This window comes from Paenibacillus sp. J22P277 (assembly GCF_059383675.1).
On sequence record NZ_JBXENS010000004.1, the window covers coordinates 377,008 to 399,901 of the forward strand.

Annotated in this window: 26 protein-coding genes; 2 read left to right on the forward strand and 24 right to left on the reverse strand. The window is 62.7% G+C overall.

Annotated elements, in window-relative coordinates:
- Nucleotides 1-92: 92 nt before the first annotated feature.
- From AC50YL_RS15070 to AC50YL_RS15120, 11 genes are all read right to left on the reverse strand, one after another.
- On the reverse strand, nt 93-737 hold the full coding sequence (locus tag AC50YL_RS15070; protein ID WP_494833018.1) for a nitroreductase family protein: 645 nt from the start codon (nt 735-737) through the stop codon (nt 93-95).
- 30 nt (nt 738-767) lie between these two features.
- Nucleotides 768-1,568: an alpha/beta hydrolase gene (locus AC50YL_RS15075; protein ID WP_494833019.1), complete on the reverse strand. Its 801-nt coding sequence runs from the start codon at nt 1,566-1,568 to the stop codon at nt 768-770.
- Nucleotides 1,569-1,581: 13 nt separating this feature from the next.
- A complete protein-coding gene (locus AC50YL_RS15080; RefSeq protein ID WP_494833020.1) occupies nt 1,582-2,685 on the reverse strand; it encodes an ABC transporter substrate-binding protein in 1,104 nt (367 codons plus the stop codon).
- A 57-nt stretch (nt 2,686-2,742) separates the two neighbouring features.
- Nucleotides 2,743-3,075, reverse strand: a complete 333-nt coding sequence (locus AC50YL_RS15085) for a 4Fe-4S binding protein (protein ID WP_494833021.1) — start codon at nt 3,073-3,075, stop codon at nt 2,743-2,745.
- A complete protein-coding gene (locus AC50YL_RS15090; protein ID WP_494833022.1) occupies nt 3,072-4,679 on the reverse strand; it encodes an FAD-dependent oxidoreductase in 1,608 nt (535 codons plus the stop codon). Before AC50YL_RS15090 ends, AC50YL_RS15085 begins: the two co-directional genes overlap by 4 nt.
- A gap of 43 nt (nt 4,680-4,722) precedes the next feature.
- Nucleotides 4,723-5,559 carry an ABC transporter permease gene (locus AC50YL_RS15095; RefSeq protein ID WP_494833418.1) on the reverse strand — a complete coding sequence of 279 codons (837 nt, stop codon included), beginning with the start codon at nt 5,557-5,559 and terminating at the stop codon, nt 4,723-4,725.
- A gap of 28 nt (nt 5,560-5,587) precedes the next feature.
- Complete coding sequence (locus AC50YL_RS15100; RefSeq protein ID WP_494833023.1) at nt 5,588-6,409, reverse strand: ABC transporter permease; 822 nt, start codon at nt 6,407-6,409, stop codon at nt 5,588-5,590.
- Between the two features lie 24 nt (nt 6,410-6,433).
- On the reverse strand, nt 6,434-7,216 hold the full coding sequence (locus AC50YL_RS15105; RefSeq protein ID WP_494833024.1) for an ABC transporter ATP-binding protein: 783 nt from the start codon (nt 7,214-7,216) through the stop codon (nt 6,434-6,436).
- Nucleotides 7,194-7,427 (reverse strand): hypothetical protein, encoded by a 234-nt coding sequence (locus tag AC50YL_RS15110; RefSeq protein WP_494833025.1) that lies wholly within the window; start codon nt 7,425-7,427, stop codon nt 7,194-7,196. The genes AC50YL_RS15105 and AC50YL_RS15110 overlap by 23 nt, the downstream gene beginning before the upstream one ends.
- A gap of 108 nt (nt 7,428-7,535) precedes the next feature.
- On the reverse strand, nt 7,536-8,390 hold the full coding sequence (locus tag AC50YL_RS15115; protein ID WP_494833026.1) for an NAD-dependent epimerase/dehydratase family protein: 855 nt from the start codon (nt 8,388-8,390) through the stop codon (nt 7,536-7,538).
- Complete coding sequence (locus AC50YL_RS15120) at nt 8,387-9,319, reverse strand: DMT family transporter (protein ID WP_494833027.1); 933 nt, start codon at nt 9,317-9,319, stop codon at nt 8,387-8,389. Before AC50YL_RS15120 ends, AC50YL_RS15115 begins: the two co-directional genes overlap by 4 nt.
- 134 nt (nt 9,320-9,453) lie before the next feature.
- Here AC50YL_RS15120 and AC50YL_RS15125 point away from each other — a divergent pair, with 134 nt between their 5' ends.
- Nucleotides 9,454-10,794, forward strand: a complete 1,341-nt coding sequence (locus AC50YL_RS15125) for an aminotransferase-like domain-containing protein (RefSeq protein ID WP_494833028.1) — start codon at nt 9,454-9,456, stop codon at nt 10,792-10,794.
- A gap of 52 nt (nt 10,795-10,846) precedes the next feature.
- A complete protein-coding gene (locus tag AC50YL_RS15130; RefSeq protein ID WP_494833029.1) occupies nt 10,847-11,428 on the forward strand; it encodes a DUF3885 domain-containing protein in 582 nt (193 codons plus the stop codon).
- Between the two features lie 128 nt (nt 11,429-11,556).
- Here the strand turns inward: AC50YL_RS15130 and AC50YL_RS15135 are convergent, their stop codons facing one another.
- The 13 genes from AC50YL_RS15135 to phnD form a co-directional block, all read right to left on the reverse strand.
- Nucleotides 11,557-12,450 carry a PHP domain-containing protein gene (locus AC50YL_RS15135; protein ID WP_494833030.1) on the reverse strand — a complete coding sequence of 298 codons (894 nt, stop codon included), beginning with the start codon at nt 12,448-12,450 and terminating at the stop codon, nt 11,557-11,559.
- Nucleotides 12,447-13,433, reverse strand: a complete 987-nt coding sequence (locus AC50YL_RS15140; protein WP_494833031.1) for a sugar phosphate isomerase/epimerase family protein — start codon at nt 13,431-13,433, stop codon at nt 12,447-12,449. Before AC50YL_RS15140 ends, AC50YL_RS15135 begins: the two co-directional genes overlap by 4 nt.
- A gap of 18 nt (nt 13,434-13,451) precedes the next feature.
- A complete protein-coding gene (locus AC50YL_RS15145) occupies nt 13,452-14,642 on the reverse strand; it encodes an alpha-D-ribose 1-methylphosphonate 5-triphosphate diphosphatase (protein ID WP_494833032.1) in 1,191 nt (396 codons plus the stop codon).
- 63 nt (nt 14,643-14,705) lie between these two features.
- Nucleotides 14,706-15,437 (reverse strand): phosphonate C-P lyase system protein PhnL, encoded by a 732-nt coding sequence (gene phnL, locus AC50YL_RS15150; RefSeq protein WP_494833033.1) that lies wholly within the window; start codon nt 15,435-15,437, stop codon nt 14,706-14,708.
- Nucleotides 15,438-15,452: 15 nt separating this feature from the next.
- Nucleotides 15,453-16,334, reverse strand: a complete 882-nt coding sequence (locus tag AC50YL_RS15155) for an ATP-binding cassette domain-containing protein (RefSeq protein ID WP_494833419.1) — start codon at nt 16,332-16,334, stop codon at nt 15,453-15,455.
- Nucleotides 16,327-17,238 carry an alpha-D-ribose 1-methylphosphonate 5-phosphate C-P-lyase PhnJ gene (locus tag AC50YL_RS15160; protein ID WP_494833034.1) on the reverse strand — a complete coding sequence of 304 codons (912 nt, stop codon included), beginning with the start codon at nt 17,236-17,238 and terminating at the stop codon, nt 16,327-16,329. Before AC50YL_RS15160 ends, AC50YL_RS15155 begins: the two co-directional genes overlap by 8 nt.
- Nucleotides 17,186-18,364: a carbon-phosphorus lyase complex subunit PhnI gene (locus AC50YL_RS15165; protein WP_494833035.1), complete on the reverse strand. Its 1,179-nt coding sequence runs from the start codon at nt 18,362-18,364 to the stop codon at nt 17,186-17,188. Before AC50YL_RS15165 ends, AC50YL_RS15160 begins: the two co-directional genes overlap by 53 nt.
- Before the next feature lie 25 nt (nt 18,365-18,389).
- Nucleotides 18,390-19,016, reverse strand: a complete 627-nt coding sequence (phnH, locus tag AC50YL_RS15170; protein WP_494833036.1) for a phosphonate C-P lyase system protein PhnH — start codon at nt 19,014-19,016, stop codon at nt 18,390-18,392.
- Nucleotides 19,000-19,440, reverse strand: coding sequence for a phosphonate C-P lyase system protein PhnG (gene phnG, locus AC50YL_RS15175; protein WP_161742386.1), 441 nt, complete (start codon nt 19,438-19,440; stop codon nt 19,000-19,002). The genes phnH and phnG overlap by 17 nt, the downstream gene beginning before the upstream one ends.
- 18 nt (nt 19,441-19,458) lie before the next feature.
- Complete coding sequence (gene phnE / locus AC50YL_RS15180) at nt 19,459-20,295, reverse strand: phosphonate ABC transporter, permease protein PhnE (RefSeq protein ID WP_494833037.1); 837 nt, start codon at nt 20,293-20,295, stop codon at nt 19,459-19,461.
- Nucleotides 20,292-21,080, reverse strand: a complete 789-nt coding sequence (gene phnE / locus AC50YL_RS15185; protein WP_494833038.1) for a phosphonate ABC transporter, permease protein PhnE — start codon at nt 21,078-21,080, stop codon at nt 20,292-20,294. Before phnE (AC50YL_RS15185) ends, phnE (AC50YL_RS15180) begins: the two co-directional genes overlap by 4 nt.
- Entirely contained in the window at nt 21,055-21,843 is a 789-nt protein-coding gene (gene phnC, locus AC50YL_RS15190; RefSeq protein ID WP_494833039.1) for a phosphonate ABC transporter ATP-binding protein, read from the reverse strand. Before phnC ends, phnE (AC50YL_RS15185) begins: the two co-directional genes overlap by 26 nt.
- Nucleotides 21,844-21,863: 20 nt before the next feature.
- Nucleotides 21,864-22,880, reverse strand: coding sequence for a phosphate/phosphite/phosphonate ABC transporter substrate-binding protein (gene phnD, locus AC50YL_RS15195; protein WP_494833040.1), 1,017 nt, complete (start codon nt 22,878-22,880; stop codon nt 21,864-21,866).
- Nucleotides 22,881-22,894: the final 14 nt, after the last annotated feature.

Sequence of the window (22,894 nt, forward strand, 5' to 3'; positions counted from 1 at the left end):
CCTATTCGGCTGCGGGAAGAGCCCTTTTTTCGAGTTTTTCATCGATACGCATGATGGTTGCCCGCCGATAACGATCGGTTTGACGCGATCGGTCACCCCTTCACGGGAATCGGCAGCAGCGATTCGCGGAGCGGCCGGCGGCCGTTCGGGACCTCGCGCTCGCGGAAGCTCTCGTGAAGCGCGTCCGCGTCGCCGCGATACCCGAGCGCGATGACCGCGTGCAGGGCGATCCGCTCCGGCGTCTCCAGCGCCTCGCGCGCTTTGTCCGCGTCGAAGCCGCCGACGGCGCGGGTCGACAAGCCGAGCAGATTGGCCTGCAGCGCAAGAATGCCCCATGCCGCGCCGGCGTCGAAGGCATGCGCCCCGCTCGGCTCGCCGTTATCCCGCAGCTTATCGGAGGCCAGCAGCAGCAGCACGGGCGCATGGTCGGTCCACAGCCGGTTGTTCGGCTTGATGAACGAGCGGAACACCTCGTGCTCGGCTTCCGTGCGCGCCACGTAGAAGCGCCAAGGCTGCGCGTTGCTCGAGGAAGGCGCCCAGCGGGCAGCCTCCAGCACCGTATGCAGCGTATCTTCCGCAACCGGCCGATCCGCATACGAACGCGGGGACCAGCGGTTCAGGACCAGCGGATGAACGGGATAGTCGGGCGTGCGATTCGCCGCGATCTCGGGGCGGTACGAGGCGGCGGCGCGAAGCGCGGCCTCGATGTCGAATGCTTCAAAGGTTGGCGATGTCATATGATTTCCCCTCTCCTGGCAGGACGCGATTTAGTAATACGCAAATACCTTTCGCAGGAACGTCTCCGTCTCCTCGAAGGCAAGATCCAACGTCCCCGTCGTGCCTTCGTACGGCTCGGCCGTGCCGAATGCATGATCGCCGCCGAGAATCGAGACGAACGTCTGCGACGGCGCGATCTTCAGAAGCTCGCGATTTTGCGACAACAGGCGTTCTTGATCCCGGTCGCCCTGCACGACGAGGGCCGGAATCCGGAGCCGGCCGAACTGGCGGACCACCTGATAGCGGTCCGCATGGCGGTCCAGATCGTCCAGGATCGCCTGCTCCTTGACCGACAACGGCTGCCCGCCGGCCGCGGACGGACGGCCGGGGCTCGCGCCGCCGTTCCAGATCGCGGCGGCGCGCACCTCGGGATGCTCCGCGGCGAAGAGGATGGCCGTTCCGCCCGCGCGGCTGTGCCCGAGAATCCCCAGCCTGCTGCGATCCGCTTCGGCGGCGGATAAAGGCAGGCGGCCTTCCAGCAATGCCGTGACGACGTCATCCCAGTCGCGTAACTCGCGCGATACCGTGGACGCCCGCGCCTCGGCTTCCTCGCCCAGTCTTCGGGCGTCGATTCGGGCAAAATCGAACGTTACGGTATAAAAGCCGCGTTCGGCGAAGCGATTGGCGATATCCGGCCAGAAGCCCCACTCCTTATGGCCGCGGAAGCCATGCCCCGCGATCAGGATCGGTTTCGCGTTGCGGTTCTGGACCGTTCTGACTGCCCCCGACAAGAACAACCCGTCGTCGGCGTCGATTCGAAACTTCATTTCTTCGAGCAGCCGCTTCCCCATCTTCGCAGCCTCCTTATTGACCGTCCCGCAAGATCCACTCGTTCACGTCGAAGTCCTTCGTCGCCAGCTTCTGCTGCACGAGAAAGTTTTTGGTTCCGTCCAGCAGCTTGACGCCGTCGTTGGTGAACGGCGTATCCTTGATGTTCGCGATCGGGCTCACCTGCTTGAACAGCTCCGGCGTCGTCTTCTGGATCTCCGCCGCCAGCTTGTAATACTCGTCCTCGTGCTTCTTCAGGTCCTCCAGCGCCTTCAGCCGGATGTCGTTCCATACCTTCGGAAAGTCCGGGAATTTCTTCAGATAGGCTTCGGATACGACCGTGGCGCTCGTGCCGACGAGATCCGGATGGGTCGAAGCATCGTCGATATGCGCGTACCCTTGCTCGATCTGCTTCAGCGCGTAGACGCCGTTGTTGGTCATCGCGTCCACCTCGCCGCGGGCCAGCGCCGCTTCGCCGTCCGGACGGAGCATGTGCACGAGCTTGTAGTTCTTCACGCCCGCCTGCTCCAGCAGCCCGACGACGTAGCGGTGCATGAAGGAGCCTTTTTGGATCGCGATCGTTTTGCCCGCCAGGTCTTGGACGGTCTTCGGTCCGTTCTTCTTGCCGATCAGGTAGCCGATGCTGTCCGTCGCAGCCTGCGTGATCAGACGCGTCTTCGCTCCGTTCGAGCGGGCAAGGATGGCCGGCGTATCGCCCAGGCTTCCGAAATCGAGCCGGCCGCTGATGAGCGATTCCGTCTGGTCCGGGCCGTTCGGAAACCCGATCAGGTTGACCTTCGCGATGCCGTATTTCTTAAGCTCCTCCTGAATGAGGCCGGTATGGAAGCCCCAGCCTTCCGCTCCCGTAGGCAGATTCAGATCGTTAAGGCCGATGTAGCCGTAATTGAGCGTGTCCGGGACGTCGCTCTTCGGCGCATTCGCCGCATCGGCCGCATTCGCGCCATCGGCTCCTTTCCCGGCATCCGCCGTATTCGCGGCAGCCCCTTTATCGGAGCCGGCCGCCTCGCCGTTCGTGGTTCCGTTTCCGTTGCCGTTGCTGCCGCAGGCGCCGAGCAGCAGGAAGATCGCGACGAGCGCGAGAACCGACAGGGATTTCATGCTTACCGATACGTGACGCATAATGACTCTCCTCCGATGGACGATAACATATGTGCTGAGCAAACGGGGCGACGAGCGTCAGAAACTCGTTTTCACCGCCAGCTGATACATGTATTCATGCTTCGATACGGGCGTGCGGCCAGGCCCCCAGCCGACTTTCTCGCGATAGCCGCCAAGCTGGCCCGCCAGTTCCAGCTCCGCTTCGCTGATCTGCGTCGGTCCTTCCGCATCGGGCGCGACATAGAGCGCGTCGACGGGGCAATACAGCTCGCACATGAAACACGTTTGGCAATCGTCCTTGCGCGAGATGACCGGAATGCCGTCCTCCACCTTGTCGAAGACGTTCGTCGGACAGACGGATACGCATTGATTGCAGGAAATGCATCTGGATTCGCTGATAATCTCGATCAATGCAACGCCGCCTCCTTTTCGACTTCCTCCGCGCGCACCCATACCCGGTCCAGCCCGCCGCTCAGCAGGCGGTAATGCTGCGCGCCGTCCAGCTGCGGAAAATCCTCCCGCTTATGCATGCCGCGCGTCTCGGTGCGCTGCAGCGCCGTATTGTACATCCAGCGCGCCGTCGCCGTCATGGCCGCCGCTTCCCGCGCCTTGACGGCCTCGACCGTGCGTCCCGCCGAGCCGTTCCGGATCTCGCTCCAGATGCCGTCCAGCCGCTTGATCGAACCCTGCAGCCCTTGCTCCGTGCGGAATAAATTCCGGTCGTACGGCATGACCTCCGCTTGAACGCCGCGCACGAACTCCGCCGACTTCGCGGCGGTCTGGCTGCCCTGCTTGCCGGCGATCGCCGAGGACGACAATCCCTTCAACACGCGGGTGCCGCTCTTCGCGCCGAGGCTCTGCGCATGCTTGGCCGCGCCCTCGCCCGCGAAGGAGCCGGAGGACATCGCCCATGCCGCGTTATGGCTGCCGCCGCCCGTGAAGCCGCCGCAGATCAGCTGCCTGGTCGCCGCATCGCCCGCGGCGTACAGGCCAGGAACGGCGGTGGCGCAGCTCTCGTCCGCGATATGAATGCCGCCCGTGCCGCGGACCGTTCCTTCCAAGCGGAGCGTGACCGGGAATTTATCCTTGAACGGATCGATGCCCATCCGGTCGAACGGCAGGAAGAAATTCGTCTGGCCGACCCGCAGCAGCGGCCGGATATCCTCCGGCGCCTGGTCGAGCGAGGCAAATACCTGCCTTCCCGCCAGCAGATTTCGGGCGATGACGGAGCGGCCGCGCTGCGAGCCCGCCCCTTCCACGACGCTGCCGTCCTCGTAGTAGAAGCTGGCCCACTTGTAATAGGCGGTCTTCGTCACCGAGGAGAAGGTCGGCGCGATCGCATAGGCATTGGAGAATTCCATCCCCGACAAGCTCGCTCCCGCTTCGGCGGCGAACAGATAACCGTCGCCCGTCAGCACGTTGCAGCCGAGCGCTTTGCTCAGGAAGGCGCAGCCTCCCGTCGCGATGACGACCGCGCCGGCCCGGACCGACCATTCCTGGCCCGTCTGCGTGCGGATGCCGGCAGCCCCGCCGACGCCGTGGTCATCGGCCAGCAATTCGAGGGCCGGACTGTGATCGAGAATGCGTACGCCGGCCCGCTGCACGAGCTTGCGCATCAGCTTCATGTATTCCGGTCCCTGCAGGCCGCGCCGGTATGGATTGCCGCCGTCGTCGAGCGGGAAAGGAAAGCCCCAGTCGCCGAGCTTGTTCATGTTCTCGTACGTGCGGTTCAGCACCCGGTCCATCCAGCGGTTGTCGGCCAGGAACCCGCCGAGCGTAAAGCGGCTTTCCTTCGCCTGCCGGCGCAGCTCTTCTTCCGGCTTGATGTACCATACGCCGGTTCCGGACGGCGCCGTCGCCCCGCTCGTGCCGCAAAAGCCTTTGTCCACGAGAACCACCTTCGCGCCCGAGGACGCCGCCGTGATCGCCGCCCATGTGCCGGCCGGCCCGCCTCCGATGACGAGCACGTCCGCTTCCAGATCCAATCGCGCTTGTTCTGCCACTGTCATGTTCATGCCTCCCGATTTCGTTTGATCGACCGCCGGGGCGGTCGCATGCTTAGCCTTGATAACCGTCACGCCAATGCAGCCATTTCCGTTCCAGCAGCCTGACCAGCGAATCGACCGCTTTGCCGACCGCCGCAAAGATGAAAATGCCGACGAAGATTTCGCCCGTCGCGGAATTCTGCTTCGCCACGTTGATCAGAAATCCGATGCCCGACGTCGAGCCGAGCAGTTCGGCCACGACGAGGCCGAGCCACGACAGCGCGAGCGACAGCCGTACGCCGAGCAGGATATTCGGCATCGCCGCGGGCAGGATCAGCCGAACAACCTGGGTTCTCCGACCGAAACCGAGCACGCGCGTTACTTCGAACAACCGGTTGTCCACGCCCCGGATGCCATTTAACGTGTTCAGGTACAACGGGAAAAACGCGCCGCAGGCGATGATCGCGATCTTGGACGTCTCGCCGAAGCCGAACCACAGAATCACGAGCGGCGCGATGGCCAGATGGGGAACCATCCGCAGCAGCTGGATGCTGGGATCCAGGAGATGCTCGGCCCTGCGGTAGAACCCGGCGGTCAGGCCGACGACGAAGCCGAGTCCGCCGCCGATCAGAAATCCGGCCGCCGCGCGCCAGGCGCTGACGCCGAAATGATGGGCCAGCTGGCCGTGCAGCGCCAGCTCCTTGAACGCGTTCAAAATCGCGAACGGCGTCGGAAGAAACAGCGGATCGATCCAACCGGCGCTGCCCGCCAGCTGCCAGACGATCAGCACGATCGCCGGCAGCGCGGCGCCCAGCGCCAGATCGTCGAACGTCCAGCCGAACTTTCTTCCGCGGGCAAGCCGTCCCTTCGCCGGGGCCGCGGGCGCGGGATTGCCCCGGAGCGCTTCCATGTTTTTGCTCAATCGGTCATCCCTCCTTTCATCCTTTGAAGCCGTCCTGCCAGTGCAGCGCTTTGCGCGAGACGAGACGGACGATCGAATCGGCCGCCAAGCCGACGACGGCGAACGTCAGAATGCCGACGAACACGATCGGCGTCTGCGCGAACTGCCGGGCGTCCGACATCATGTAGCCGACGCCGGAGGTCGAGGCGATCAGCTCCGCCACCACCAAGCCCAGCCACGCCACGCCGAGCGACAACCGCACGCCGAGCAGAATGCCCGGCAGCGCCGCAGGCAGGACGAGCCGCACGACCCGCTTGAATCGGGAGAATCCCAGCACGCGCGAGACTTCGAACAGCTTGTTGTCCACGCCCCGGATCGCCAGAAAAGCATTGATATAGAGCGGGAAGAACGCGCCTTTGGCGATAAGCAGGATTTTCGACTCCTCGCCGATTCCGAACCACAGGACGAACAAAGGCGCCACCGCGAGATGCGGAACCATCCGAACCATCTGGAACGAGGGATCCAGCGTCTTCTCGCTCTTCCTCGACAGGCCGACCAGCAGGCCGAACAGCAGGCCCAACCCGCCGCCGAGTGCGAAGCCGAGCCCGGCGCGGACAAGACTGATTCGCAGGTGGCCCCACAGCTCGCCGGTGCGGATCAAGGACAGCATCGTGTCCGCGATCGTCAAGGGCGTCGGAAACAGCATCGTCGAGATGGCCCCCCGATCGCCAAGTGCCTGCCAGACGGCCAGCAGCAGCACGGGTATTACCGCGCCGAGCGCAATTACCGCCGCCTTCCGCGGCTCCCCGTTTCGAACGGCGTTCCGGGAGGCCGCTTTGCCTCCGGATAAATCGCTCATCGCGCTTCCTCCTCTCGGATCCGGTTAAATGCCCGCCCGGTCGACGTACTCCTGCCGCTCGACCTTCCCGTGAAATTCGCTCAGCACCGCCAAACGAAGCTCCTGGAACGAAGCGCTTGCCTGCTTCCGGGGATACGGGAGATCATTGACGAGAATGCCGCTGATCTCTCCGGGCCGCGGCTTCAGTATCACGATGCGATTGGCCAAGTAGACCGCTTCGTCGATATCGTGGGTGACGAAAATCATCGTCGTCCGGTTCTGCTGCCATATGTCGAGCAGCACCTCCTGCATATGCGATCTCGTGAACGCGTCGAGCGCGCCGAACGGTTCGTCCAGCAGCAGGATTTTCGGGCTCCGCAGCAGCGCCCGCGCGATCGCGACCCGCTGCGCCATGCCGCCCGACAGCTCGCGGGGATACGCCTTCTCGAAGCCCTGCAGCCGAACGAGCTCGATCAGCTCATCGACCCGCCGGCGAATCTCGGGATCGCGGAGCGACAAATCGGCGGCGATGTTTTTCTCCACGTTCAGCCACGGGAAGAGGCGCGGTTCTTGAAAGATAAACCCCTTGTCGATGCCGGCCGCGACGATCCGGTTCCCTTCCAGCTCGACGCTGCCCTCGTATGCGACGTCGAGTCCCGCCACGATCTTCAGCAGCGTGCTCTTCCCGCAGCCGCTCGGTCCGATGACGGTGATGAATTCGCCTTCGCGGATCCGCAGATTGAGCGAACGTATCGCCTCCACGCCGCCTTTGTTCGTCTGAAAGGTTTTGTTCAAGTTGCGGATATCAAGCAGAACGCCATTGCCCATCTGCAGCAGCTCCTCGCGCGTCGATTTTCAAATCCAGCCTTTCAAATCCAGCTTTTCGAACCAAACAAAAACGGAGACATTCTCCGATTCGGTTCGGGAACGTCTCCGCTTGTACGGACGACAAATGAAGCATGGCGTGGAACAGCATCGACTGCCGGCGAACCGGCATCGCGGCGCCAAACAAAAAGGAGACTTCCCGGATGCCGTTCATCCGAAAAGTCTCCACGTAAGCGGTCGACGTTTTTCTTATTATTCCAAGTGATTTACTTGAGATTAAACACAATTTAACACCGCGGGGTTGTTTTGTCAATGGCCTGCGTCAAATCTTGTTCGGCGCCCGGAAACCCTCCCGCCAGGACCGATGCTTCGGCTCCCAGCCTTGTCCAAGCGCCTTGGCATTCCGCGCGCCTCGCTCGCCCCGGCCGCTGCCGGCCTCGGCGATCGGCACAGGAGCGCCGACGCATTGCGCGAAGACCGGCAGCCATTCCGTGCCGGCCGCAGGCTCGCGGTCGACGATGTTGTACGCGCCGGACGGCCAGTCCAGCGCGAGCAGCGCCGCTTGCGCGGCATCGTCGACGTGCACGAACGAGCTGACGCCGTCCGTGGCCTTCAGCATTCGCTGACGCGCCCGCTCCGCCATCAGGCCGTCCGCCGCGTACCAGGTGCCCGCTCCGTACAACAGCCCGTAGCGGAGAACGACATGCTCCGGCATCTCGGCGGCGGCCCGCTCCATGGCGGCGACGCCGGCGACCGTCGCGGCCCGCGGCTCCGGCGCTTCCACGTCCAGCGGCTCCGTCTCCGCCGCCGGTCCGATGCCCGGAGCGTACGCCCAGGAGATGCTCTGCACGATCATGCGGGGCACCTCCGCCGCGAGCGAAGCGTCCACGAGATTGCGCGTCCCTTCCTTGCGGATTCGCGCATTGTCCGCAAAATTCAGCGACCCGAGCGCCGTCCACTGGTGAATGACCGCATCTGGCCGCAAGAAGCTCATCGCCTGGAACAGCGCATCGCGATCATACGCATCCGCCACCGCGGCCGCCGCTCCCCGGCTTGCCAGCTCCGCCGCGTAATTCCGGCTGCGGAGCAGCCCCGTTACCTCGTGTCCGGCATGGACCAACCGCGGGATCAACGATCTGCCGATCACCCCGCTCGCGCCTGCTACGACGATTTTCATCCGGCTTCGACCTCCAATGCGGACGTATGGGTTTTTCTTCGCGGCGCATGCACCGCAAGCACGCCGCCGATGATCAGCAGCGCGCCGATCATATGGTAGTAGGTTAGCCGGTCATGCTCGATCGCCACCCCCGCCGCAATCGAGACGAAGGTGCCGAGATTGACGAACAGGCTCATTTTGTACGCTTCGATCTTGGACAGCAAGTAATTGGACAGCATCGAAGACGCGACCGAGGACAGCAAGGCGATGTACAGCAGCGGCCAGATAAATCCGCCTTGGGACAAGGGCTCCAGCATGCCGCCCAGCGTGCCTGCATACGCGTGCCGGCCGAGGGCCAGGACGCCGAAGGAGACGCAGCCGACGGCCATCATGACATAGCTCATCTGATATGCCGTGAATTCGCTCCGCAGCCGCCTGACGAGCACGCCGTACAACGACAGCGCGACGGTCGATACCAGCAGCAGCCCGGCGCCGCTCAAGCTTGCGCCCTGCACCGAAGCCCCGCTCATCGCCATGATGAAGATCACGCCGGCTACCGAAGCCAGCACGGCGAGCTTTTGCATCCGCGACGCGCGCTCCCGGAGCAGCAGCCCGGCGAGCACGAGCGTGAAGATCGGCGACGTCGCCTGATAGATCCCGGCTTCGGACGACGTCGTGAACGTCAGGCCGTACGCTTGCAAACCGAAGAACACCGTCGGATACAAGAGGCCGACCGGGAGCAGCCGCAGCCAATCTCCCCGGCGCAAGCCCAGCTTGATCCTGCCCGTCATGACGGGCAACGCGATGACGAGCAGCGACAGCGCGAACCGGAAAGCCATCGTATCGACGGGATCCGCGTACAGCAGCGCCCGTTTCGTAAACAAAAAAGAAAAACCGATCGTAACCGCGTATAATAAAGCCATTCCATAGATCGTTCGGTACTGGCCCACTTCCCCATCCCTCCGCTCCTAATCCGCTCAAGCCGGCCGGCTATGAGCTCAAGTGTAGCGGACGCGGGCGTCTCGTTCAATGCTTGAATACGCAAACTGTACCGGTACAATTCCACCGAAGGGACGCATCAGCCATGAAAGCCTACGCCAAGATCATGCACGACATCGAATCGCAAATGGAAGACGGCACGATCCGCGGCGGACAGAAGCTGCCTTCCATCCGGGATACCGCCGAGCGCTTCGGCTGCAGCAAAAGCACCGTCATCCGGGCTTATGCCGAGCTGGAGAAACGCCATCTCGTCTATACCGTTCCGCAAAGCGGCTATTACGCGGTCGTGAAGAAGGCCGGGTCCGCGCCGGACACGGAACGCCGGATGCTTGATTTCTCCGCGCCGTCGCCGGATCCCGGCTTGTTCCCGTATCTGGATTTCCAGCATTGCCTGAACAAGGCCATCGACATGTACCGCAGCGAATTGTTTGTCTACGGAACGCCGCAGGGACTGCCCTCGCTCCTGGGCGTGCTCGGGAAACAGCTCGCCGGCAGTCAAGTGTTCGCGCGGCCGGATCAGCTCGTCGTCACGTCCGGCGTGCAGCAGGCGTTGTCGATCTTGGCCATGATGCCGTTTCCGGGCGGCAAACGCACGATCCTGCTCGAACAGCCCACGTACCATAAGATGATCCAATTGGTAGAGACGCTGGGTATCCCCGTGCAGGGCATTGCCAGAACGGAGCGCGGCATCGACTTGGACGAGCTGGAGCACCGGTTCAGGACGGGGGACATCAAATTCTTTTATACGATTCCCCGGTTTCACAATCCGCTCGGCACGTCTTATTCGGAGGAAGCGAAGAAGACGATCGCATCGCTGGCCAAGCGGTACGGCGTCTATGTGGTGGAGGATGACTTCCTGCTCGATCTCGTGACCGATTCCAAATCGGATCCCGTTCATGCTTACGCGTCATCCCACGTGGTATACCTGAGAAGCTTCTCCAAAATCCTGTTTCCCGGCTTGCGGATCGGGGCCGCCGTGCTCCCGGACGCGCTGCTGGACACGTTCAGCCAGTACAAGCAGCTCGCCGATATCGACAGCTCCATGCTGTCGCAGGCCGCGCTGAAGATCTACATTCAGAGCGGCATGTTCGCGCGGCGCAAGCACCGGATCGCGACCTCTTACGGCAGGCGCATGGAACGCTTAAGCCGGGCTTTGGATGCTTATAACGACATGGACGACGTGCGCCATCCGCCGGTTTACGCCGGCGTGCATACGCATCTCGCGCTGCCGGAAACGGTGCATCTGCCGGAGCTGCTGAGCCGTCTGGAGCGCAGGCATATCCGGCTCCTGGACTTCTCCATCAACTTCCTGGCCGGGACCAAGAAGCCGCCCTTCCTCAAGCTGAGCATCACGCGGGTGGAAGAAGACGCGATCGAGGACGCCGTGCGGACGGTCATGGAAGAAATCAGGCGGTCGAGGCTGTAAGCGCGGTCCTCTTTTAAAATCAAACGGAGGGAAGCGTATGAACACGAATTTAATGCTGGATCACTATCTCGAAAACTATTTCTCCGGCCAAGAGTTAACCAAGCCATTATTTTATAATTTCGAGATCGGGATTCGGTTTGAAATCGGAAACCCCGACCCCTCGGTTACCGATAAAGCGTACTTCGAGCAAGTTCATTACCGTTCCAAGCGATTATTCAGCGAAACCCACCAGCCCGACGATGAAATTTTAATCGTGCTTTTTTTGGATCTTAATCGGAAAATCGCCAGAACCGCAAAATTAAACGTGTTTCGGCGCGCATTGAAGAACAAAAAAGCTCTACGTACGCTTAGCTGCATAAACCTGCACACGTTCGACGAAGAAAACGAAGGCTGGGAATCGTATCGGTTCGTATTGCGATGCAAAGGGTCGGAGATCAAAAAATCAAAACTCCTCTTTGCCGAAAACGTTATTTATGTCGTCAATATGACCCGGCACACCATATTCCATTTCTACGATAGCCGCGGGTTGGATATCGTAGGCCGCTCGAGAGAGTCGCTGGAGAACCTCTATGTCGCTTACAATAAATGGATCCTGAATTATGACCGCGACAAAATCGATTTGGTCTTTAGTTGACGCGCTGGAAACTTAGCCGCCCGACAAACCGCGCTCCAGCAATTTCACGCGGCATTTCCCGACGGCCGGTACGCAAATAGGCCCCCGCCCAGATTTCCCTGGCGCGGGGGCCTTCCCGTGTGCCGCCGCTAACGCATGACCGCGTTCTGCCCCGCGCGTTCGCGCAGCGCTTCCAAGCAGGCCGTTCCGGCGTCGATGCTGCCGAGCGGCCACCGCGGGCTGCCGTAGCCGCCGTGGTAATCGGATCCGCCCGTGGCGATCAGGCCGTGCCTGGCCGCGGCTTCCGCCGCCAGGATGCAGTCCGCTTCATCGTGCGACGGATGATGGACTTCGATGCCCTGCAGGCCGCAGTCGACCCAATCCGGAATCGCTTCGAAATTGCCCAGCTGTCCCGGGTGGGCCAGCACCGGCACGCCCCCGGCGTCCAGCACGGCGCGAATGGCATCGCGCGCGTCGACGTACCGCATCGGCAAGTAAGCGATGCCGGGCTTGTCCCCTTCGCCCCGCGAGAACAGCTCGCGGTACAAGGCACCGAACAGTTCGTGCGCGTAACCGAGGTCGACCAGCGCATGCATCACGTGCTGCTTGAACACGGCGCCGCCGTCTCCCGCATGGCTGCGGACGAGGTCCCAGTCGATGCCGTAGCCGGCTTCGATCAACTGCGCCGTCATTTCCTTCGACAGCTGGGTGCGTAGCTCGACGATCGGCCCGCAGAGCCGCGCCAGCGCGGGATGCTCCGGCTCGACGAACAAGCCGAGGATATGGGCCCGCCGCTTGCGCTCGATATCATACGCGGAAATTTCGATGCCGGGCACGATCTCCACGCCGAGCTCCTTCCCGATCCGCATCGCGTCCGGCAGTCCCGCCGTCGTATCATGGTCGGTAATGGCCAGCGTCGCGATGCCCGCGGCGGCCGCTTGGCGCACGACGTCCTCGGCGGGGAAGGTATTATCGGACGCCGACGTATGGCAGTGAAGATCGATTTTGCCTCCGGATTCCGGCCGTTGCTCCCCTTTGCTCATAAGCCCGCTCCTTCCGGCTCGCCCTGCCGGGCCAAGCCCTCCGGCGCCGGCATCTCCCGCGCCAGCATCGACGCGGTCCGCTCGATCAACAGCGGCCACGAAGGCTCGTACGCTTCGCGCACCTCGTGGATCAGCGTACCCGCGAAGAACGGCGCCAGCGTCGACGCGATATCGCCGAACGGCACCTCGCCTTCGCCGATCGGCATATGCATATCGCCCCGTCCGTGAGGAATGAGGTCGAATTGATTTTTCTCGATCGAGAAGTTCGGTTGGCCGAAATTGTCATGGACATGCAGATGGAACACGTGGGGCGCCATCGCTTCGAGCTCGGCCTGCAGGTCGAGCCCGTACATCCGCACCGCCAGCAGCAGATGCCCCGTGTCCAGCGTCAAGCCGATCCGGTCGTGGCCGATGCGTGCCATCTGCTCGGCGAGCAGCGAAGGCCGCACCGCGTAGCAGTAGTTCGGGCAGTCCAGGTACGGGCGCATGTTTTCCATGCCGATCCGCACATTGCGCGAGCGGGCGAGATCCCCGGCGAGCCGCAGCTCCTCGCGTTCCTGCTCCAGCAGCCGTTCCTGCTCCTCCTCCGTATACACCGGCCAAGCATGACGGTAGATCAGTTCTTCCTCGCCGACGAAACGCGCCGGATGGTAGGCCATCGCGGCCGCGCCGAGGGCGCCGCTGACTTCGATCGACGCCTGCAGCACCTGACGTTCCTTCGACAAGCCGTCTTGGCGAAACAGATTGATCTCGAACGGGGCGTGCGTCGTGACCCGCAGCGAGAATTGCTTGAACAGCTTGACGTACCGCTCGAGCCGTTCCTCCAGCAGACGGCCGTTCACGATCACGTTCATGCCGTGGATCGGAAGCTCGACCGCCCGGAAGCCCAATTCCTCGATTTTGGCCAGTTTGGCTTCCAGACGATCCATGGAGCTGACCAGGTCGTTCGACAGCAGACTGACGCCCATCGCTTCTATATGCATCTACAAGCACTTCCTTCCCTACAGTGAGGAGACTGCCAAGCTTTGCTGATACGCCATCTGGCATACGATATTGCCTTCCACGAACACCTTCTCGGTCATCGGGCGGTCGCGGTGGATGCCGACGAGCAGGATATCCGCCGCTTTGCCCGCCTCGAGCGATCCCGTCACGCCGTCGATGCCGAGCGCGACGGCCGGATTGCGGGAGACGAGGTTGACCGCGTAGGGCAGATCGTAGCCGAGGCCGTGGAGCAGGAAGACCGACTGCAGCAGCGCCGGCGGATAGTAATCGGAGCAGAGCATGTCGACCACGCCTTCGCGGATGGCCTCCAATGCCGACAAATTGTTGCTGTGCGAGCGTCCGAGCAGCACGTTCGGCGCGCCCATCACGACGTGAAGACCGCGGCGTTTCGCCTCGACCGCCACTTCGAGCGTGATCGGGAATTCGCTGATCGTCGCGCCCCATTCGCCGACCACGTCCAGCTTCTCCAGCGTGTCGTCGTCATGCGACGCGAGCGGAATGCCGAGCGAATGGGCGAGCGCCGCCAGCCGGAGCAGCTCGTCGGGATCGGCCTTCGGCAGACTCTTGCGCTCCTCCAGCTGGCGAAGCACTTCTTCTTCGGTTTTATTTTGCTTGTCCATGATGTACTTGATCTGGACGTCGGGCTGGCGGTACTGACCTTGACCCGGGGTATGGTCCATGAAGGACAGCTGGTCGATCTCCCCGTTGTTCAGGAAGTCCTCGACGAACGCCGATCCGGCCAGATTCGTCAACTCGTAGCGGATGTGGATGCGATGACGCAGCATGCGCTTCTCGCGCTGCAGCTCGCGGATATTGCGGACGTATTCGCGAACGCTGGCGTTCTTCCGCGCCTCGTTGCTGCGGTTGTCGCCCCATAGGCTGAAGGAATGGTAGATCGTCGTCACGCCTTGTCCCGCCAGCTTGCGTTCCAGTTCATAGAAGGATATGTCCACGGGAAGACAGCTCGTCGGACGGGGGAAAATCTCGTGCTCGATCGCGTCGCTGTGCGAATCGATCATACCCGGCAGCACCCACAGTCCCGAAGCGTCGATGTCGCCCGCCTGGGCCAATCCCGCGGGACCGGAGCGTACCTCCGCGATCATGCCGTCTTCGATCGTCAGCGTGCCTCCGTGCAGGATGCCCTGCGGCGTCACGATGTTTCCGCCGCAAATCCGTTGCGTTCGCTTCATTATTTGCGATCTCCTCTCCTGAATTGCTTGCTTGCCGGCCGTTAACGCCAGAGCGGCGATCGGCTATTCGGCCTGCGCCCCGGCAGCCGCCGGCTTCGGACGCATCGTTCCGCCTCCGGAGAGGGTGATGTCCAAGATCTCGTCGGCGACCTGCTCCATGACGTCCCAGTCGTGGAAGATGCCGACCATCGTCGTGCCTTCGCGCTTCATCGCCTGGAGCATCTCGATGACGGCGGACGTGGTCTCGCGATCGAGCGAAGCGGTCGGCTCGTCGAGGATCATGAGCCGCGGCCGCACGATGAACGCGCGGGCCAAGTTAACGCGCTGCTGCTCGCCGCCGCTGAAGGTGGCCGGGAACGCCTGCCACAGCTTCCGCGGGATGCGCAGCCGTTCGAGCATCCGCTCCGCTTCCTTGCGGGCGTCGTCCTGCGACCAGCCGAGGGGGAGCAGGCGCTCCGCCACGATGTCGACCGCCGGCACGCGCGGGATGACCTTCAGAAATTGCGAGACGTAGCCCAGCTCCCGCTCGCGCAGGCGGATCATCCGCCGATCGTCCGCTTGCGCCAGATCGACGCGTCCTTCGTGAAGCGAATCGTACCAGACCTCGCCGGAGCTTGGCATGTACGTGCGGAAAATGCATTTGAGAATCGTCGATTTGCCGATGCCGCTCGGGCCGGCAATCCCCAGGAACCGGCCCTGGCGGATTTGAAACGAAAGCCCCTGGATGGGGTAGACCTTGCCGACTTGCGAGACGTGCAACTCGAAGGACTTGGTCAGGTTGACTACTTCCAGCATCTGCGATGCCCTCCCTTACAGCAAGGAATGAACCAACAGCTGGGTGTACGCATGCTGCGGGTCCTCCAATATTTGATCGGTCAAGCCCATCTCGATGATCCGCCCTTGGCGGAGCACCATCGTCCGGTCCGCCAGCATGCGGATGACGCCGAGGTCATGCGAGACCACGACCATCGCGACCTTGAGCTCGCGCCGCAGGCTGCGGATCAAGTCGAGCACGCGCGCCTGCACCGACAGGTCGAGCCCCGTCGTGACTTCGTCCAGCAGCAGCAGCGGCGGATTGTTGGCCAGCGCCTTGGAGATCTGCACGCGCTGCTGCATGCCGCCGCTGAAGCGCTTCGGCGGTTCGTCCATCCGGCCGAGCGGGATTTCCACCCGTCCGAGGAGCTCGGCAGCCCGTTCGCGGATCCGGCCGACGTGGAAATGATCGGCGGCGAACAGCTTCTCGGCGATGTTGCCCGAGCTGGAATACGACATGCGGAGGCCGAGATACGGATTCTGGTAGACCATGCCCATGACATGATTGCGTATATATCGCTTCTGCTGCGCCGATTCGGCGAGCAGGTTGCTTTCCCCGTTTTTGTAAGACGAGATGAACATCTCTCCGGACGTCGCTTCTTCGTCGAAATACAAGCTGCGGACCATGGTGCTCTTGCCCGAGCCGCTTTCGCCGACGACGCCGAGGATTTCGCCCGGGTACAGATCGAAATTCAGATCGATGCAGGCCTGGACCGACCCGCAATGCGGGCAGCGGTTGCCCGGGTGCTCGACATGCGCCGGCAGGCAATGCGCGCAGCCGTCGCCGAACCGTTTGTTCAAATTCCTCACCTGCAGAATCGGACGCTCGTCGGGCGCGGCATCCTGCGCGGCGCCCTGCCGTTGCTGCAAATCAAGCATGGTTGGAAGCGACATGGGATTCCCTTCTTTCTATCGTTTTCGCGCAAAACGCCGTATCCGAGCACTGGTGCAGGATCTCGCCCGTCGCGCCGTCCGTCACCTCGTCCAGGAACGTATTCGCGCTGCCGCACCGGCGGCAGGATTTGCCCGCGAAGTTCTCGATCTCGAACGGATAGTCCTCGAATTGCAGCGATACGACGTCCGTATAAGGCGGCACGGCATAGATCTTCTTCTCCCGGCCCGCGCCGAGCAGCGTCAAATGTTCGGCCTGGTGCAGCTTCGGATTGTCCCAGCGCGGAATCGGGCTCGGCGCCATGATATAACGATCGTGCACGAGCACGGGATAATCGGCGCCGACCGTGATGCTTCCCCACTTGACGACGCTCTCGTACAACGTCAGCCAGATCGCGCTGTAGTCCATCTCCGCGTGCAGCCTGCGGGTGATCTGTTCCTTGCGCTCGACGTGGCGCAGCGGCTCCGGCTGCGGCACTTGCAGCACCAGGATCTGCCCGCCGTTCAGCTTCTCTTCGGGCACCCGGTGGCGCGATTGGATGACGGTGGCCTCGGCCGTGTCTTCCGTCGTGGCGATGCCGCTCGTCTCCTCGATCAGCTTGCGGATGCTGACGGCGTTGACGCTGTCGTCGTTGCCCTGATCGATGACCTTGACGCTGTCGGAGCGTCCGATCAGCGAGAGCGTCAGCTGCAGCCCGCCCGTTCCCCATCCGCGGCCGATCGGCAGCTCGCGGGACGCGAACGGCACCTGGTAGCCGGGAATGGCGACCGCCTTCAGCGTCTTGCGGCGAATCTCGCGCTTCGAGCCTTCGTCCAGAAAAGCAAAGTTGTACGCCGATTTAGGAAACGCCGGGCGCTGCTCCGACGGCCGGTTCATGCTGCTGCTCGTCATCTTCGGTCTCCTCCTCCGTGTCCGCCTGCCGCTGCTCCCGCTCGCCCTTCGCTTTGCGGATGCGGTCCAGCGACGACTGGAACGTAATGTAATGCGGCAGCTTCAAGTGCGAGACGAATCCCGTCGACTCCAAGCCGTCGATGTGCGTGAGCACGAATTCCTCGTCCTGCGCCGGCGCGGTTCCTTCCGTGTCGAGGCTGCGCTCCAGGATCGCCATCGCGATCGCCTTCAGCTCGTTTTGCCCCGTCACCAGCCCGTAACCCATCACGAAATGAACCTCGCCCGTCGCTTCGTTCTGCTTGAACGAGTTGATCGTCTCGACCTCCGTGACCAGCATTTCTCCCAAATACAGCCCGTCGTCCGGATCGCCCGCTCCGTACGGATGGGCAATCGACACTTCGGCATAGCCGACGCGCAGCTCGCCGATCGTCGGATGCACCGAGCCGTAGCCCCGCATGGAGCTGTAGGCCAGCGCCGTCATCGTCCCCGTCTCGCCTCGGGCCAGCATCTGCAGGCGCGCCGAGCGGGAGGCCGGCAGGATTACCTTGCGCCGCGTGACGTCGAACGGCTCGGTATCGAGCGTCGCCTTCATCGGCGGCATAAGTCCCTGATCGCGCAGCAAGTCCGCGACTTTGCGGAACGTCGGCTCTTCCGTCAGCTTGGGTCCGCCTTCCTCCGGCGCGAAGCGGTCCATGAACGCCCGGATGTCCTCGGCGCCCTCGCTCCGCAGGTTGAAATTCAGCAGCCGGTGGGTATAGTCGTACGTCGGTCCGAGCACCTGTCCGCCCGGCAAATCCCGGAACGACGAGGAGATGCGCCGAATGATGCGCATGGACGACGTATCCGTCACGCGCGACACGTGGTTCCGCGCCAGCGTCGACCGGTAGGCTCTTAGCAGGAATACCGCCTCGGCCGGGTCGCCTTCCCCTTGTTTGAGCGCAAGCGCCGCGTATTCCGGCGCGTAGAGGCCCGCTTCGCCCATGACCTTGTCGATCAACAGGCGCATCTGCTTCTGGATCGCGCCGAGCTGCAGCCCTTCTTCCGATTCTTTCAGCCGATAGTAATGGTTCAGTTCGCTTGCTTTCTCGATTGCTTCTCTTCCGCCCGTTACGGCAACATATGCCACGCTTCATCGACCTCCTTCGTGCGAATTATCCCTCTGCCCGCGTCGTCCGCGGCAGCGCGGCCAGCTTGCCGGACGCCGTGAACAGCACCACGTCGACGCCGAGCGGATACTCGACGTTCCATTGCCGGCGGCATGCCAGCCATTCCTTCGCCAATCCGGCGACGGTCATCGCGCGTTCCCCCGGAATGCCGGGACCCGACAGCGTGATGCTCCCTTCGCCTGCGCCGGCCTGATCCTCGGCTGCGCCTTCGTACAAATCGTCCACCCGAAGAAACAACGTCGCCCCGTGCTCGGGCTCGAGCAGCGTGCCGGTATTCAGCGCCTCCGCCCAGGCGGGAGGCGTCTCGCTACCGTCGGCGAACACGTATTCCGCCTCGGCCGGCGGCACCGGCCGCGCGAAAGTATGCATGCGGATATAGGGAGTCAGCCGTTCCCGGCCCGCCAGCTCCGCCGCGAAGCGCACTTCGCTGTCCAGCAGCGTCAAAGCGATGACCGCGACCATCCGGTCGTCCGGTTCAAGCGACTCGGCTCCCGCCGTCAGCCGGCCGGCCGTCTTCACCTTGCCCGGCTCCGCGAAGGCGTTCAGCAGCTCGCGATAGAACTGCTGCGTGTCGTGCACGGGATCGAACAGCATCTCATTTTGCGCGGTCATAGGATTCCTCCATCGTATCGAATTCCACTTTCGTCGCCTGCGTCAGCTCCTGCTCGCGCAAACGGCGCTTCAGCAGCTCCTGCTCCTCTTCCAGAAGCAGCGTCTCCCACGCCTCCGTTTCCGGCAGCTGCCGGTTGAACGCCGCGTCCACGACCGCGAGCCGGTAAGCCAGCTCCGGCCGGTCGCCCATCAAAATGCCGTAGCCGAACGTGCCCTCGATCGAGACGGTGCATTCGGTCACGAGCACCTCCGTCAGGTAGAACGGTTCCCGGGATACCGAGTCGCGCGCCTTGGTCAGCACGAGGCTGTTCTCCGGCGGTTTCACGACGGCGACGTCGTAGCGCTCCAATACTTCGCGGGCCAGCTTATCCGGCAGCAGCGGCGAGCCTTCGATCAAAATACGGGTCATCCGGAATTTTTTCATGGTTGCTTTCCACCTTCCCTACTTGACGTTCAATTTCATCCGGTTGCTCAGCCATTCGACGCTGAATACCATCGCGAAGATGACGAGCGCCGCGAAAATCACTTTGTCGAACTCGTACATGCGCATCGCGTTGGCGATCTCGAAGCCGATCCCGCCCGCGCCGACCGCGCCGAGGATCGTCGATTCGCCGATGTCGATCTCGAGCCGGAACACGCTCCACGCCACGAACGAGCTCATGACGTTCGGCAGGATGCCCTGCGCGATGACCTGCAGCTTGCCCGCGCCCGTCGCTTCCAGCGCTTCGATGACGCCGGGATTCACTTCCTCGATCGATTGCGCGAACATCTTGACCAGCATGCCGACCGCGTGGGTCCCGATGGCCAGGATGCCGGGCAGCGGTCCCATCCCGACGGCGACGATGTAGAGCAGCGCCCAGACGAGCGTCGGAATCGCGCGGATCAGCGACGCCAAGCCTTTGATCGCCCATGCCGTGCGCGGGGAAACGTTGGACGCCGCCGCGAAGGACAGGAAGAAAGCTAGGACGACGGCGATCGCCGTGCCGACGACGGCGATCTCGAGCGACTCCAGCGCGGCCTTCAGCACGTAGCGCCATTCCGCCGCGTTCGGCGGGAACATGTCCCCGAACATCATGATCAGCTTGCCGGTGCCGTGCGCCAGCAGCGAATAATCGAAATTCATCTTCACGAGGCAGAAGACGAAGAAGACGGCGCCGAACGCGGCCGCGCCCGTCAGCACGGGGTCGCGCCTTTTCCGGGCTGGCTCGCCGGAGGACCCGGTCGAGAGCTGGTCTTCCCGGTTCAGCAGCTTCGGGCCTGTAACGTATTCCGAGCTCATAAAATCCTCTCCCTGATTTTACTGGTCACAAACTCGGTGCCCGCCACGAGCAGCAGCACCAGAATGACGGCGAGGCTCACTTCCCGGAACTGAAACAGCTTCAGCCCTTTCTGGATGACGAAGCCGAGCCCGCCGCCGCCGACCATGCCGATGATCGTCGAAGAGCGAACGTTCAGCTCCAGCTTGTACAACGACCAGGCGACGAAGCCCGGGAAAAACTGCGGTATGACCGCTTGACCCAGCACTTGAAAATACGAGGCGCCCGTCGAGCGCACGGCTTCGACCTGCCCCATGTCGATCTCTTCCAAAATCTCCGCGTACGCCCGCGTCAACGTGCCGATCGCCGTGATGATCAGCGCCAGCGTGCCGACCAGCGTCCCGAGGCCGTAGGCGGCGACCAGCACGATCGCCCAGATCAGCGTCGGAATGTTGCGCATGACCGAGGCGAAGGCGCGGGTCGCGACCTGCACGCCGCGGTGCGGCGCCGTCGTCTGCGCCGCCAGGAACGCGAGCACGACCGAGACGACCGCGCCGATCACCATGCCGATATAGCTCATGTAGATCGTGTCGAGCGCCGGACCGATCAGCTCGCGGAACGTGGACAGATCGGGCGGCAGAAAATCGTTGACGACGAACCGGAACATCTCGCCGACGCCCTGGAACACGGTGTACGGGGTAAACTCGGTACGCACGGCGGAGACGATGACCAGCGCCAAGGCCAGCGCGACGAAGAGCAGCGTCTGCAGCCTTTTCTGGCGTCTAAGCTCGAGCAAGCGATTCTCCACCCTGCTCCCTCCAATCCGGCGCGGCGCCGTAGATCCGATGAATCGTTTCCTCCGACAGCTCGCCGGGCTTGCCGTCGAACACGACTTCGCCCTTATGGATGCCGATGATTCTCGTCGCGTATTCGCGGGCCATCGCCACCTGATGCAGATTGACGATGCACGTAATGCCGTCCTCCCGGCAGATGCCGCTCAGATGCTCCATGATCGTCCGCGAGGTGACCGGGTCGAGACTCGCGATCGGCTCGTCGGCCAGGATGAGCTGCGGCTTCTGCGACAGCGCCCGGGCGATCCCGACCCGCTGCTGCTGGCCGCCGCTCAGCTCGTCGGCCCGCTTGAACATCTGCTCCGTCAACCCGAGCCGGTGCAGGATCGCTTTGGCGTCCGCGACGTCTTTCCGGGAGAACAAGCCGAGCGAGCCGCTCACGGCGTTCATGTAGCCGAGCCGGCCGTGCAGCACGTTGCGCAGCACCGTGACGCGTTGAATCAGATTGTAGCCTTGAAAAATCATGCCCGTCTGGCGGCGCAGCAGGCGCACCTGGCGGCGGGAAGCGTCCGCGGCGTCGATATCCCGGAAGCGGATCGCGCCGCCGCTCGGCTTGACCAGCCGGTTGATGCAGCGGAGCAGCGTGCTTTTGCCGGCCCCGCTCGGTCCGATGATGGCGATGAACTCGCCGGGGGCGACGGAGAAGCTGACGTTCTTGAGCGCGGCCGTGCCGTCCGCATACACCTTGCTCAGCTCGTTGATTTCCAATAACGAAGCCATTTCTCGCATACCGCCCTTCTTTATTTCAGCAGTTCCTCGGGGCTCATGTTCAGCGCTGTCGCCGTATCCTTGACGACTTGATAGTCCGCGTCGGTGACCGGGAAATACGCGGTCGTTTTGTCGTCCGTGAAGAACGAAGGGTTTTGCGTATTATAGTTGAAGACGAATTCCTTGATTTTCTCTACCAGGTCCGCAGGCAGGTCGCCGCGATAAGCAAGCGGGGAGCCCGGAATCGGGTCGGACGTGCCGATGACGCGGTAATCCGATTTTTTCACCAGGCCGGCTTCGACGACGCGGTCGATACAGGTATCGCATACGCCGGCGCCGTCCGCTTGGCCTTTGGCGATGGCGATGATCGATTTGTCATGGCCGCCGGAGAACGAGACGTTGGAGAAGTACGATTCGACCTGATCGTTCGTGATGCCAAGCTCCTTGATCATCATCATGCGTGGGAACAAGTGGCCGGACGTCGAAGCCGGATCGGCGAACAGGAACGTTTTGCCTTTCAGATCCGCGATCGACTTGGCCGGAGAATCGGCCGGCACGACGATGAGGCTGTGGTAGAACGCCGATTCCTTGCTGGCTGCTTTGACCGCGAACGGAACCGCTCCGCTGCGCTGGGCCGCAATGATGTACGAGAACGGACCGAAGCTCGCGATATCGATTTTCTTCGTGCGCATCGCCTCGATGACCGCCGTGTAATCCTCGCCGACGTACAGCTCCGTCTTGATGCCGAGCGCCTTGCCCAGGTCGTCCACGAACTGTTGGTTGCCGCGCGACAGCTTGCCTTCTTCCTCGCCGGGAAGCACGCCGAAACGAATGACTTCCGGCCAATCCTTCTTGTCGTCCGCCGGTTTGTCGGCATTCGCGCTCGTCGTGTTCGCGTCCGCCGCGTTCGCGTTCGTTGCTTTCGTGTCGCTATTGTTTGCTTGTGCTGCATTAGCGGCTTGGTTGTTCTTGCCGCAGCCCGCCGTGAAAGCCAAAACCACCGTAATTGCCAGAATAGTCAGAATACTAAACCAAAGACGCTGTCTCATTTCACGCGCACCTC

What these genes read in the sequence shown, in the direction of transcription:
- AC50YL_RS15070 (WP_494833018.1), bottom strand. Translation starts at nt 737, where the DNA reads ATGACATCGCCAACCTTTGAAGCATTCGACATCGAGGCCGCGCTTCGC.
- AC50YL_RS15075 (WP_494833019.1), bottom strand. Translation starts at nt 1,568, where the DNA reads ATGGGGAAGCGGCTGCTCGAAGAAATGAAGTTTCGAATCGACGCCGAC.
- AC50YL_RS15080 (WP_494833020.1), bottom strand. Translation starts at nt 2,685, where the DNA reads ATGCGTCACGTATCGGTAAGCATGAAATCCCTGTCGGTTCTCGCGCTC.
- AC50YL_RS15090 (WP_494833022.1), bottom strand. Translation starts at nt 4,679, where the DNA reads ATGAACATGACAGTGGCAGAACAAGCGCGATTGGATCTGGAAGCGGAC.
- AC50YL_RS15095 (WP_494833418.1), bottom strand. Translation starts at nt 5,559, where the DNA reads ATGGAAGCGCTCCGGGGCAATCCCGCGCCCGCGGCCCCGGCGAAGGGA.
- AC50YL_RS15100 (WP_494833023.1), bottom strand. Translation starts at nt 6,409, where the DNA reads ATGAGCGATTTATCCGGAGGCAAAGCGGCCTCCCGGAACGCCGTTCGA.
- AC50YL_RS15105 (WP_494833024.1), bottom strand. Translation starts at nt 7,216, where the DNA reads ATGGGCAATGGCGTTCTGCTTGATATCCGCAACTTGAACAAAACCTTT.
- AC50YL_RS15110 (WP_494833025.1), bottom strand. Translation starts at nt 7,427, where the DNA reads ATGAACGGCATCCGGGAAGTCTCCTTTTTGTTTGGCGCCGCGATGCCG.
- AC50YL_RS15115 (WP_494833026.1), bottom strand. Translation starts at nt 8,390, where the DNA reads ATGAAAATCGTCGTAGCAGGCGCGAGCGGGGTGATCGGCAGATCGTTG.
- AC50YL_RS15125 (WP_494833028.1), top strand. Translation starts at nt 9,454, where the DNA reads ATGAAAGCCTACGCCAAGATCATGCACGACATCGAATCGCAAATGGAA.
- AC50YL_RS15130 (WP_494833029.1), top strand. Translation starts at nt 10,847, where the DNA reads ATGCTGGATCACTATCTCGAAAACTATTTCTCCGGCCAAGAGTTAACC.
- AC50YL_RS15135 (WP_494833030.1), bottom strand. Translation starts at nt 12,450, where the DNA reads ATGAGCAAAGGGGAGCAACGGCCGGAATCCGGAGGCAAAATCGATCTT.
- AC50YL_RS15140 (WP_494833031.1), bottom strand. Translation starts at nt 13,433, where the DNA reads ATGCATATAGAAGCGATGGGCGTCAGTCTGCTGTCGAACGACCTGGTC.
- AC50YL_RS15145 (WP_494833032.1), bottom strand. Translation starts at nt 14,642, where the DNA reads ATGAAGCGAACGCAACGGATTTGCGGCGGAAACATCGTGACGCCGCAG.
- phnL (WP_494833033.1), bottom strand. Translation starts at nt 15,437, where the DNA reads ATGCTGGAAGTAGTCAACCTGACCAAGTCCTTCGAGTTGCACGTCTCG.
- AC50YL_RS15155 (WP_494833419.1), bottom strand. Translation starts at nt 16,334, where the DNA reads ATGCTTGATTTGCAGCAACGGCAGGGCGCCGCGCAGGATGCCGCGCCC.
- AC50YL_RS15160 (WP_494833034.1), bottom strand. Translation starts at nt 17,238, where the DNA reads ATGACGAGCAGCAGCATGAACCGGCCGTCGGAGCAGCGCCCGGCGTTT.
- phnH (WP_494833036.1), bottom strand. Translation starts at nt 19,016, where the DNA reads ATGACCGCGCAAAATGAGATGCTGTTCGATCCCGTGCACGACACGCAG.
- phnG (WP_161742386.1), bottom strand. Translation starts at nt 19,440, where the DNA reads ATGAAAAAATTCCGGATGACCCGTATTTTGATCGAAGGCTCGCCGCTG.
- phnE (WP_494833037.1), bottom strand. Translation starts at nt 20,295, where the DNA reads ATGAGCTCGGAATACGTTACAGGCCCGAAGCTGCTGAACCGGGAAGAC.
- phnC (WP_494833039.1), bottom strand. Translation starts at nt 21,843, where the DNA reads ATGGCTTCGTTATTGGAAATCAACGAGCTGAGCAAGGTGTATGCGGAC.
- phnD (WP_494833040.1), bottom strand. Translation starts at nt 22,880, where the DNA reads ATGAGACAGCGTCTTTGGTTTAGTATTCTGACTATTCTGGCAATTACG.